This is a genomic window from Actinoplanes siamensis (genome assembly GCF_016862395.1).
Classification (GTDB): Bacteria; Actinomycetota; Actinomycetes; order Mycobacteriales; family Micromonosporaceae; genus Actinoplanes; species Actinoplanes siamensis.
Genome location: NZ_BOMW01000065.1, coordinates 65,310 through 75,822 on the forward strand (window position 1 = coordinate 65,310; position 10,513 = coordinate 75,822).

Here is a 10,513-nt window from a genome sequence, read left to right on the forward strand (position 1 = left end):
GCGCTAGTTGTCGCGGTCGCGGGCGGCCGCGGCGACCAGGCGTTCGGCGACCGTGACGCGGTCCAGGCCGAGGCGCTGTGCGCTGTCCTGCAGGATCCGGTAGGCCTCCTGCACGCCGCAGCCGCGCTGCGCGATGATCACGCCGACGGCCCGGTCCACCGCCGCGCCCTCGGTCAGCGCCTCGCGGCGGTGCAGTTCGCCGAGCAGCACCTCGGCCTGCCCGGCCATCGCCATCGCGGTCAGCAGCAGGTCCGGGCCGGGCTGGCCGGGACGGCCCAGGCTCACGCTGAGCGCGCCGACCGCGTGCCGCCGCACGTCCAGCGGGATCGCCACGACCGCCGCGATGCCGTCCGCGCGGGCGGCGTCGTGCAGCTCCGGCCAGCGCTCGTCGGCGCCCAGGTCGTCCGAGGTGATCAGGGTGCGGGTGCGGGCCGCCTCCAGCCCGGGGCCGGCGCCCCCGGCGTACTGCAGGCCGTCGGACGTCTCCCCCGCGGACCCGGCGGCCGCGACGGCGACCGGGCCGCCCTCGCCGATCAGCGCGACCGAGCAGCGGACCGCGCCGGGGATCGCCCCGGCCGCCAGAGCGGCCAGCCGGTCGAGCGCCTGCGTCACCGTGTCGGCGGTCAGCAACCGCGCGCTGACCTCGTGCAACAGCCCGGCCAGCTCGACCGGATGCGGCTCCTGCGCGCCGAGCCACGCGGATCCGGTGTGCCGTGGCCGGCGGCCCGCGACGAGCCTGCGGGCCGTGCCGGACGGGGTCACACCACCCGAGGTGGTGCGCCGGCGGGACCGGGTGCCGCGCTGGGCGGCCGGTACGCGACGTTGCGGTACAGACACCCGACGGATACTGCCATGTCGATCCTGCCGCGGCTCGTTTTGGTGCCCCGATCGGGGGGTCTTGTCCGTTTAAACCTAGTAGGCACGTGAAAACACGTTCGGCCCCCGGGGATTCCCGGGGGCCGAACGAAAGTAGATGCCGGTGTGCAGGTCGCCTCGCGGCGAGTGGCTCAACACGGCTCCAGCCGGACTGGTATTCCGTGCAGGCGATGGGTGAGGCCCGGGGACACTGGGCACACCGGCATCCGTTCACAACCTTCGGCACCCGCCCATGATTCCGGTAGCCAGTGTGACCTGAGTAACACCGAGGGCGGCAGCTACTCCGCCTTCTCCTTCGCCATCGAGTAGGCCATCTGCAGGAAGTCGGAGACGGCCGTGGCGGTCAGCGCGGTGGCCACCAGCCGGGTCAGCCGCGGCGCCAGCACCAGTCCCCCGGTCAGCCCGGTGGCCACCCACACGGCCAGGCAGAACGGGCAGGTGACCAGCTCGCCGATGCCGTGCTTGACGCTGCTACCGGAGTCCCGGACCTCCTCGTTGAGCTCGGCCGCGCCGGCCGGCTCGGCGTACCGGGTGAACGGCGCCCGCAGCGGACTGGTCACCGCGTCCTTGGCGATCAGCCGGCTGAGCTTGTGGGTGGCGATGGAGACCAGCGCCACGTCGGCGACGGCCGGACGTTCCGGTACCGGCCGGCCGCTGATCCGGGCCGCCGCCGCCAGGCTCGCCGCGAGCACGCCCAGCCCGCCCATCGCGGCCAGGTAGCCGCTCAGCGGCCGGTGCTCGTGCGGCGCGTAGGCCCGGGCCACCTCGGCGACCTTGTCCTGCAGGCTGGTCATGTTCGGGGTCCCTCTCGATACGGCGGGCGGACTCTTCAGAAGGCCTGGGTGAGCCGCGCCGGGTCGACCTCGCGGCCGGGGAAGCGGGCCATGTACTCGGTCTCCAGCTCGGCGGTCCGCCGGAAGTGGTTCTCCAGCGCCGCGTCCGGGCCGTGCCGCAGGGTCTCCAGGCGGGTCCGGTACAGGCTGGAAAGCTCACGGAACAGGTCGTCGTCGGCCAGCCCAGCCGGGTCGATCCCGGTGTCGAAGTCCGCCAGCGCGCTGTCCGCGGATCGCGCGTCCGTCATGTCGTGCCCCTCCGCTTCCGGTTCGTGGTTCGTGATTCGTGTGTCATCGCTTGCCCGTGCGGGCGATCACCAAACCCGCCGGTACGCTCGTGGACATGAAAGGGCTGTGGTCTCCGGCATGGATCGCCCGGCACGTCCTGGCGCTGGTCCTGGTCGCGGGCTGCCTCGGGCTGGGCTGGTGGCAGCTGAGCCGCGCCACCGGGGGCAACTCGCTCAGCTGGGGCTACACCTTCGAGTGGCCGGTCTTCGCCGGTTTCGTGGTGTTCATCTGGTTCCGCGAGGTGCAGCTGCACCGGCGCAGGTCCCAGCCCGCCGAGGAGCCCGCCGAGGAGGCGCCCGTCCCGGCGCGGGAGCCGGGCGCCCCGGTCACCCTGGGCCGCCCGGTCCGGGTCGCCGTGCGGGCGGCGGGGTCCGACCCGGCCGATCCCGAGCTCGAGGCCTACAACGACTACCTGTCCTGGCTGGCCGAGCATCCCGGAGCCCGCGCCGCCGACTACCCCGGCAGCAGACTCAAGAAGTAGAAGGAGACCCCACCGTGCAGGGCGCCCTCACCCGTTACCGGATCATCGCCTGGATCGTCGGCGTGTTCCTGGTCCTTCTCGTGCTGGTCGGCATGCCGCTGAAGTACCTCGGCGACAACGACACGGTGGTCGCGGTGATCGGCCCGCTGCACGGCTTCCTTTACATGATCTATCTGCTGCTCACCTTCGACCTGTCCCGCCGGGCGCGCTGGCCGTTCGGCCGGATGGTCCTGGTGATGCTGGCCGGCACCATCCCGTTCTTCTCGTTCTGGGCCGAACGGCAGGTCACCCGGCACTGGATGCCGAATGCGAACCTCGCTCCGGCATTGAACGATTAGAACTCGTCTCAATAACGCTGAGCGCGGACCGAATAACAGCCGGTTATCGGGATTAAGGTTACAAGTCCGACGATTGGTAAAATTCACGCGCCAAGGTCTTGATTTTGGTTTCTGCACCGATAAGTTGATGCGGTTGGTTCGGTCCGCAGCCACAAACCCTCCGGTGGCGCCGACCAACGCCGCCGAATCACGGGTGGCGCCCCGGCGCCGCTGGAACCGGGGACCCACCGTCATGGGGTGAATCCGCGCCCACAGCGCGGTAGGGCCATCTTCCGAGCCCGAACCCGTCAGCTGACCCGGTAGGCGGCACGAAGCGGAAGAAAGGCCCCTGACCAGTGCCACACCCCCGTACCAGGCTCCGGGCGCTGGTGGTCGCGCTGACCGCGTTGGCGATCACCACGTCGGGAGCTGCCGCCGCGCACGCGGCCCCGTCCAAGGACGAGCTGAAGAAGCAGATCGACACCGCTTCGGAGAAGCTCGAGGACGTCACCGAGGCGTACAACAAGTCGAAGATCGACTTGAAGAAGACGCAGGCCGACATGGTGAAGCTGAACGCCTCACTGAAGCCGGCCCAGCAGGCGCTGACCCAGGCCAGCGCCCGGATGCAGAAGATCGCCACCTCGTCGTACATCACCGGCCGGGTCGGCCCGATGGAGGTCCTGCTCAGCGGCAACCAGGGTGACCTGTTGCAGCGGCTGGGCTACCTGGACCAGCTCGCCCGCGCGAACCAGCAGGACATCGACGAGTTCTCCGAGACCACGCAGAGCTTCGCCGACAAGCAGGCGGCGCTCAAGGTCACGGAGAAGAAGCAGGCGCTGCAGAACAAGGAGCTCGGCGCTCAGCAGACCAAGATCAAGAAGGATCTGCAGAAGCTGTACGCCATGCGCGAGGCCGCCTTCGGCAGCGCCACGGAGAACACCGGCTCCTACAACGGCCAGATCCCGAGCGTCGCGGGCTCGGCCGGCAAGGCGGTGACCTTCGCCTTCAAGCAGATCGGCAAGCCGTACGGCTTCGGCGACGCGGGCCCGAACTCGTACGACTGCTCGGGTCTGACCATGGCGGCGTGGGCGGCGGCGGGCAAGTCCCTCCCGCACAACGCGGCCGCGCAGTACAGCGCCACGGCGCGGATCGGCCGGGCCGATCTCCGGCCGGGCGACCTGGTGTTCTACCGCAACAACCAGCACGTCGCGATCTACGTCGGCGACAACATGATCATCGACGCGCCGTCGGCGGGCCGGGACGTGCTGCACCGCACGATCAACATCATGACTCCGAACGGATACGGCCGGGTCAAGTAGGACCGCACGCACGACGAAGGCCGGCGCCCCCGCGGGGTGCCGGCCTTCGATGTTCGTCGGTGGGGTTTTCCGGTCAGGCGGCCTGCAGGCCCTCGGCGCGGGCCAGCTCACGGAGCCGGCCGAGCGCCTGGATCTCCAGCTGGCGGATCCGCTCCCGGCTGAGCGAGAAGCGCGAGGCCACCTCGGTCAGCGAGTGCTCGCGGCCGTCCTCCAGCCCGTACCGCGCCCGCATGATGCCGGCCGAGCGGTCGTCCAGGTGGTTGAGCAGGCCCTCGATGCGCTGGCGCTCCAGAGCGCTCAGCACGATCTCCTCGGGCGACGGGGCGTCGCTGTCGGCCACCAGGTCGCCCAGGTTGGTGTCGCCGTCGTCGCCGACCGGGGTGTCCAGCGACACCGTGTCCTGCGCCCAGCGGGTCAGCTCGTTGACCCGCTCCACGGTCACGCCCAGGGCCGCCGCGATCTGCTCCGGCTCCGGGTCGCCGCCCAGCTCACGAACGAGCTGGCGGGTCACGTTGCGCATCCGGTTGACGTCCTCGACCAGGTGCACCGGCAGGCGCACGGTGCGCTCCTGCTGGGCGATGGCCCGGCTGATCGCCTGGCGCACCCACCACGTCGCGTACGTCGAGAACTTGTAACCACGCTCGTAGTCGAACTTCTCGACCGCGCGGACCAGGCCGGTGTTGCCCTCCTGGATCAGGTCGAGCATCGGCATGCCCGAGCGCACGTAACGGCGGGCGATCGAGACGACCAGCCGCAGGTTCGCGCGGATGAACAGGTCCTTGGCGCGCTGCCCCTCGGTGACCAGGCGCTCCAGCTCCTCCCGGCTGACGCCGCGACGCTCCTCGCCCTGATCCAGCAGGTACTCGGCGTAGAGGCCCGCCTCGATCGACTTGGAGAGCTCGACCTCACGCGCGGCGTCCAACAGCGGCGTCCGGGAGATCTCGTGCAGGTAGACTCCGACGAGGTCGCGTTCCTCGGCGACCTGGTCGGTACGCATCACGGTGTTCTTCTCCACGTTGCCCACGGTCCCCTCATTGCCGTCACTAACCCTGTTACGGGCATTACCTGCGTCCATCAGCCCTCTCCCGTAACGTCCGCAGCTCGTGCATTGCGGTTGCTGACATCTACACAACAAATGGCTGCCTGCGCTGATTCCGGCTGGCCGGTCGAAAGTGTCACGAATGCCTGGGTCTTACCTGAGAGCCCAGTGCGCGGTAGCTGAGTGCGATCTCGTAGCGACCGCCTTGCGTATAGACGGATACCCGTCGAGCGCCTCATAACACCATCGGCCTCTCATGCTCCACAGCGACGGGCATCACCTGGGCGCCGCGACGCTCGTCACCCTGGTGCCTGTACACCGGTATTACGGGGTGTCGGCCCAAGGGGTTCACGTGGAGCATCGACCAGCTTCCGGCAAGCCTGAACCAAACGCGGACATCAAATCGAACTCGCGTCTCCGGCCACCCGGCCGAACCGGACCATCGGCCACAATGCGCCACGCCGAGCAGGACTTCACTCGCCCGGACGGGTGACGCTCCCCGATGCGGTGACATTCGCGCGGCCACGCGCCGCGGGCCCGATAAGTGAGGAAAAACACACCCGCGGCCGGGTGACGACCTGCTCGGATGCTTTCATGACCAACACTGCACTGGTGACCGGCGGCACCGGCGGCCTCGGCGCCGCCACCATCGCGGCGTTCCTGGCCGCCGGGTGGCGGGTGGTGGCGCCGGCCCGTACCGGATCCGTCGGCCGGCTGCCCGTCGGCGCCGTCGCCGTCGAGGCCGATCTGACCGACCCGGCCGGCGCGGCCGCCGCCGCAGCGGCCGCCGCCGGCGATCCCGGCACCCCGCTCAAGGCGGTGGTCAACGGGATCGGGGGGTACGCCGGAAGCGGGCTGGTCGCGGACACCCCGGTCGAGGAGTTCGAGGCGATGTTCACCGCCAACCTGCGCCCCACCTACCTGACCACCGCGGCGGCGCTGCCGCACCTGGTGGCGGCCGGCGGCGGTGCGGTGGTGTGCGTGGCGTCCCGGGCCGCGGTGGCGCCGTTCCCCGGCGCGGCCGGTTACGTCGCGTCCAAGGCCGCGGTGCTGGCCTTCGCCGAGACGGTCGCGGTCGAGTACAAGAAGCAGCACGTGCGCTGCAACACGGTGCTGCCCAGCGTGATCGACACCCCGGGCAACCGAGCCTCCATGCCGGACGCCGACCGGAGCCGCTGGGTGAGCCCCGAGCAGATCGCCGCCACCGTGCTGTTCCTCGCCTCGGACGCCTCCGCCCCGGTCAGCGGCGCCCGGATCCCGGTCTACGGACAGGCCTGAAAGTCTCGGCAACCTGGCGAGCACCTCAGAGAGATTCAGCAAGTTGCCAGCCCAGGACGGCGGCCCCGGCCAGCACCGGGACGCCGGCCAGCAGCATCGTGCGCACCCGGAGCGGGGTCCGGTCCGGGACCGGGGCCGTGATCCGGGCCAGCTCGGCCCGGATCACGGCGAAGACCTCCTCCTCCGGACCGTTCGCGTCGACCACCACGAAGTCCGCGAACTCCGGCAGTGACCGGTATGCCCGGTCGGCCGCTCTCAGGTACTCCAGCGACTCGGTGTCGGTGCCCCGCCGCACGATCCGCTCCTGGGCCACCTCCGGATCGACGGCCATGAAGAGCGTCACGTCCGGGAGCGGGAAGAGCCGGTAGGCCAGCCGGGCACGGCGCTCGGCGGCCGGACCGGCCCCGTGCGCTCGCAGGCTGGCGTACTGGCAGACGGCGTACCGGTCCATCACCGCGATCTCCCCGCGCAGCGCGCGGCGCAGCAGCGTCCGGGCGATCGCCAGCCAGCGCAGCAGCGACTCGACGAGGATCATGGCCGGCCGGCCGAGCAGCTCCTCGGCGTCCCGCCGGCCCAGCCTGGTCGCCAGCCGGCCGAACCAGGCCCGCCCGCCGGCGTTCTGCCGGTACGCCGCCGGCCGCCCGGCCCCGGCCAGCGCCGCGGCGAGCAGCCGGGCCTGCGTGGTCTTGCCGGAGCCGTCGATGCCGACCAGGGCCACGGTACGGACGGAATGCGCTGGGGAAGACATACCAACCGACGGTAGCCGTATCCCGCACGCCGCGTTCGTCCTCGCAAGCCGGGCAGAGCGGGACAGAATGATCAGCAGGGGTTCAAGGAGTGGCTACCCGGGGTAGTCGATTTCAACTGGAAACGGAACAGGAGGTCACCATGCCGCACCGCGTCGACGAGGGGCTGGCCAACACGCTCAAGCGTGTCGCGGCCACCCTGAAGACGGCGGAGATCCCGTTCGCCCTGGGCGGTAGCTTCGCCGTCTACGCCCACGGCGGCCACTCCAGCGATCACGACGTGGACTTCATGTTCCGCGAGCAGGACAAGGAGCACGCCCTCCGGGAGCTGGCCAAAGTGGGTTTCACCACGGAGGAGCCGCCGGAGGACTGGCTGGTCAAGGTCTTCGACGAGGAGGGGCGGATGGTGGACCTGATCTACCGTCCGGTCGAGACGCCGGTCACCGACGAGACGCTGGCCGACACCGAGCGCATCTCGGTCGAGGCGATCTACATGCCGGTGCTCTCGGCCACCCAGTTGATGGTCCACAAGTTGCTCAGTTTCAGCCAGCATCACTGCGACTTCGCCCAAGGGCTGCCGGTGGCCCGGTCGCTGCGCGAGCAGATCGACTGGAGGCGGGTGTGGCGCGAGACCGCGAAGTCCCCGTACGCCGAGGCGTTCCTCGTCCTGCTGGACCGGCTCGACGTCGTGCCGTTCCCGTCCGAAGAGGGTAGTCCGATGAGGGTGAGGTCCTAAAGATGACCAAACAGATCGATCTGGAAGCGGACATCCAGCGGTTGCTGGCCGAGCACGACCGGATCGCCGAGCAGGGTGTGACAGTGCACCAGCGGGAGAACGTACTGATTCTGGGCGGTGAGGTGGAGAGCGCGCAGCGGCGGGACGAGATCTGCCGGCAGATCGCCGCGCGCTACCCCGACCTGGAGATCGCGTGTGACATCGGCATCACCCGGACCCAGGCGCCGGCCGAGGTGGAGGAGATTTCATGATCCGGATCGCCGCTGTGGGCGACGTGCACGTGGACAAGGACGTGGTGGGCCGGTACCGGCCGGCCCTCGAGGAACTGCCGGACCAGGCCGACGCGCTGCTGATCGCCGGCGACCTGACCCGGCACGGCACGGTGGAGGAGGCCGAGTGCTTCGCCACCGAGTTCGGCGGGCTGGCCGTGCCGGTCGTGGTGGTGCTCGGCAACCACGACCATCAGAGCGATCAGCAGGAGGGCCTGACCAAGGTGCTCACCGACGCCGGGATCACCGTGCTGGAGGGCGACGCCACCGTGCTGGAGCTGAACGGCCACCGGCTCGGCATCGCCGGCACCAAGGGCTTCGGCGGCGGCTTCAACGGCGCCTGCGCCAGCAACTTCGGCGAGCGCGAGATGAAGGACTTCGTCGGGACCAGCGAGCGGTACGCCGCCGCCCTGCGCGCCGCGCTGCGCTCGGTGGAGGAGTGCGACGCCCTGGTGGCCCTGACCCACTACGCCCCGGTCCCGGAGACGCTGGCCGGTGAGCCGCCGGAGATCTTCGCGTTCCTCGGCTGCTACCAGCTCGGCCAGGCGATCGACGAGGCGCCCACCACGCTGGCCCTGCACGGGCACGCGCACCACGGCTCGGAGCGGGGCCGCACGCCCGGCGGGGTGCCGGTGCGCAACGTCGCGCACCCGGTGATCAAGCAGGCGTACAACGTGTACCAGCTGCTCACCGACACTGTGGACACGCGGGACACGGCGCTCGCGAACGCCTGATCGGACCCAGGTTTCCGATTTTCGGACATCGGGTACCAGCAGCGACATGGACCTACTGCTCTGGATTCTCGCCGTAATCCTCGTGGTCGCCGGCATCCTCGCGCTGTTCCGGCGGCAGATCCTCTGGGGAATCGTGCTGATCATCGTCGGCCTGCTGGTCGGCCCCGGCGGCGTCAGCATCTTCACCTGATCGGCATCCCCCGCACCCCATCCCTTCCGTACCGGCACCGGGATCGTTCCGAACGTGGAACGATCCCGGTTCTCTTTGGTGCGCGACGCACTCCGCGTGCGATGAACCACAGCAGATTTCTGACTCACTACCCCGCGGACCATCGCTCACTCTCCGCGAGGCAGGCCAGTGGCAGCTCACGTACACCATTTCACTTACGGGCCGTTCAACCCGATAGCCGCGGCGCTGCTGGCGTACCTCGGGTCCTTCCTCGGACTGCTCTGCACCGGACGCGCCCGGAGCGCGCACAGCCGCGGCCGGCGCAACCGGTGGCTGACGATCGCGTCGTTCGCGATCGGGGGCGGCGGCATCTGGCTGATGCACTTCTCCGCCATGCTCGGCTTCGAGGTGCCGGACAGCCCGGTCCGCTACGACCTGCGGGTCACCCTGCTCAGCCTGGCCTTGTCGGTGGTCACCGTCGGGATCGGGCTGATGGTGGTCGGGCACGGCGCGCCCCGCCCCGCCAAGACGGCCGTGGCCGGTGTGCTCACCGGCGGCGGGGTGCTGGCCATGCACTACACCGGGATGGAGGGCATGCGGGTCTCCGCGGTGGTGCACTACGACCCGATGCTGGTCGCCGCGTCCGCCGTGATCGCGCTGGCGGCCTGCACCACGGCGCTGTGGTTCGCGATGTCGGTGCGCGGGCTGACCCGGATGGCCGGCGCGGCGGCGGTGATGGCGATCTCGGTCTGCGGCATGCACTACACCGGGATGGCCGCCATGTCCGTGGAGCTGGACCCGTCGATCGTCCCCTCCTCGGACGGGATCCGGCCGCTCGCCCTGATCGTGCCGATCACGCTGCTGACCGCGGCCACCATCGTCGGGGTGGCGCTCAGCGCGCTGCAGGCGATGACCGAGGAGGAGTTCACGAACGGGGCCGGCACCCCGAGGCGCGGGGTGCACGCCGAGCCGGCCCAGCCCTGGACGCTGCGGCAGGCCTCGGTCACCGCGGTCCGGCTCTCCCCGGCGGCGCGGGCGATGGCCGCCGGCCGGACCGCCGGCGCCGCCCGCCCGTCACCCGCGCCGCGCACCTCGCCACGCCCGCCGGCGTTCGACCCGGCGGTGGGCGCTGCGCCGCCGATTTCCGACACACCCGCCGATCACGGTGACCCGGTGGTGGGGCCGGCCACATCCGGCACGTGAGCAACCCCCGTGCCGGCCGAAGATCCGGTATACCTGATCCGCATGGCACCAAGGATGCTGCTCTCGATGCCACTGCACGCGATCACCGAGGTGTACGGCGAGGCCGGCCTGCGGCAACGGTTCGGATTGGAGCTGGAGTCGTTCCCGGAGGCCGACCGGGAGCGGCTGACCGAGGCGCTGGAGCTGGCCGCCGGTCTGCACGCGAAGGACCGGCGGGTCCGCGAG

At 70.5% G+C, this 10,513-nt stretch carries 14 protein-coding genes, 1 pseudogene and 1 riboswitch; of the genes and pseudogenes, 10 read left to right on the top strand and 5 right to left on the bottom strand.

All coding sequences use genetic code 11. The annotated features are described in order from the left end of the window. Positions 1 to 3: 3 nt before the first annotated feature. The 3 genes from Asi03nite_RS30575 to Asi03nite_RS30585 form a co-directional block, all read right to left on the bottom strand. The gene (locus Asi03nite_RS30575) at positions 4 to 837 is read right to left on the bottom strand and encodes an ANTAR domain-containing protein (RefSeq protein WP_203683963.1); all 834 of its coding nucleotides are present in this window, start codon (positions 835 to 837) and stop codon (positions 4 to 6) included. A gap of 317 nt (positions 838 to 1,154) precedes the next feature. Then, the gene (locus Asi03nite_RS30580; RefSeq protein WP_203683964.1) at positions 1,155 to 1,670 is read right to left on the bottom strand and encodes a DUF1360 domain-containing protein; all 516 of its coding nucleotides are present in this window, start codon (positions 1,668 to 1,670) and stop codon (positions 1,155 to 1,157) included. A gap of 35 nt (positions 1,671 to 1,705) precedes the next feature. Continuing rightward, positions 1,706 to 1,957 carry a DUF6158 family protein gene (locus tag Asi03nite_RS30585; protein WP_239103043.1) on the bottom strand — a complete coding sequence of 84 codons (252 nt, stop codon included), beginning with the start codon at positions 1,955 to 1,957 and terminating at the stop codon, positions 1,706 to 1,708. 95 nt (positions 1,958 to 2,052) lie between these two features. On the opposite strand from Asi03nite_RS30585, the gene Asi03nite_RS30590 reads away from it, so the two are divergent. The 3 genes from Asi03nite_RS30590 to Asi03nite_RS30600 all read left to right on the top strand — a co-directional run bounded on the left by Asi03nite_RS30590 (position 2,053) and on the right by Asi03nite_RS30600 (position 4,114). Then, positions 2,053 to 2,478, top strand: coding sequence for a hypothetical protein (locus tag Asi03nite_RS30590; protein WP_203683965.1), 426 nt, complete (start codon positions 2,053 to 2,055; stop codon positions 2,476 to 2,478). 14 nt (positions 2,479 to 2,492) lie between these two features. Then, complete coding sequence (locus tag Asi03nite_RS30595) at positions 2,493 to 2,816, top strand: DUF3817 domain-containing protein (protein WP_203683966.1); 324 nt, start codon at positions 2,493 to 2,495, stop codon at positions 2,814 to 2,816. A gap of 170 nt (positions 2,817 to 2,986) precedes the next feature. Further along, a riboswitch (cyclic di-AMP (ydaO/yuaA leader) is annotated at positions 2,987 to 3,137 on the top strand. 14 nt (positions 3,138 to 3,151) lie between these two features. Continuing rightward, positions 3,152 to 4,114, top strand: coding sequence for a C40 family peptidase (locus Asi03nite_RS30600; RefSeq protein ID WP_239103044.1), 963 nt, complete (start codon positions 3,152 to 3,154; stop codon positions 4,112 to 4,114). Positions 4,115 to 4,187: 73 nt separating this feature from the next. Here the strand turns inward: Asi03nite_RS30600 and Asi03nite_RS30605 are convergent, their stop codons facing one another. Beyond that, a complete protein-coding gene (locus Asi03nite_RS30605; RefSeq protein WP_203683967.1) occupies positions 4,188 to 5,189 on the bottom strand; it encodes a sigma-70 family RNA polymerase sigma factor in 1,002 nt (333 codons plus the stop codon). Positions 5,190 to 5,747: 558 nt separating this feature from the next. Between Asi03nite_RS30605 and Asi03nite_RS30610 the strand changes: the two genes are divergently transcribed. After that, a complete protein-coding gene (locus Asi03nite_RS30610; protein ID WP_203683968.1) occupies positions 5,748 to 6,431 on the top strand; it encodes an SDR family NAD(P)-dependent oxidoreductase in 684 nt (227 codons plus the stop codon). A gap of 25 nt (positions 6,432 to 6,456) precedes the next feature. On the opposite strand, the gene Asi03nite_RS30615 is transcribed toward Asi03nite_RS30610, so the two are convergent. Then, complete coding sequence (locus tag Asi03nite_RS30615) at positions 6,457 to 7,179, bottom strand: nucleoside/nucleotide kinase family protein (protein WP_203683969.1); 723 nt, start codon at positions 7,177 to 7,179, stop codon at positions 6,457 to 6,459. Between the two features lie 140 nt (positions 7,180 to 7,319). On the opposite strand from Asi03nite_RS30615, the gene Asi03nite_RS30620 reads away from it, so the two are divergent. From Asi03nite_RS30620 to Asi03nite_RS30645, 6 genes and pseudogenes are all read left to right on the top strand, one after another. Then, a complete protein-coding gene (locus Asi03nite_RS30620; RefSeq protein ID WP_203683970.1) occupies positions 7,320 to 7,913 on the top strand; it encodes a nucleotidyltransferase in 594 nt (197 codons plus the stop codon). 2 nt (positions 7,914 to 7,915) lie between these two features. Continuing rightward, entirely contained in the window at positions 7,916 to 8,164 is a 249-nt protein-coding gene (locus Asi03nite_RS30625; protein WP_203683971.1) for a hypothetical protein, read from the top strand. Beyond that, the gene (locus tag Asi03nite_RS30630) at positions 8,161 to 8,916 is read left to right on the top strand and encodes a metallophosphoesterase family protein (RefSeq protein WP_203683972.1); all 756 of its coding nucleotides are present in this window, start codon (positions 8,161 to 8,163) and stop codon (positions 8,914 to 8,916) included. The genes Asi03nite_RS30625 and Asi03nite_RS30630 overlap by 4 nt, the downstream gene beginning before the upstream one ends. 46 nt (positions 8,917 to 8,962) lie before the next feature. Then, the gene (locus Asi03nite_RS30635) at positions 8,963 to 9,106 is read left to right on the top strand and encodes a GPGG-motif small membrane protein (protein ID WP_203683973.1); all 144 of its coding nucleotides are present in this window, start codon (positions 8,963 to 8,965) and stop codon (positions 9,104 to 9,106) included. 168 nt (positions 9,107 to 9,274) lie between these two features. Then, complete coding sequence (locus tag Asi03nite_RS30640) at positions 9,275 to 10,288, top strand: MHYT domain-containing protein (RefSeq protein ID WP_203683974.1); 1,014 nt, start codon at positions 9,275 to 9,277, stop codon at positions 10,286 to 10,288. Positions 10,289 to 10,330: 42 nt separating this feature from the next. Next, positions 10,331 to 10,513, top strand: a pseudogene (locus Asi03nite_RS30645) (HD domain-containing protein); the annotation flags it as partial.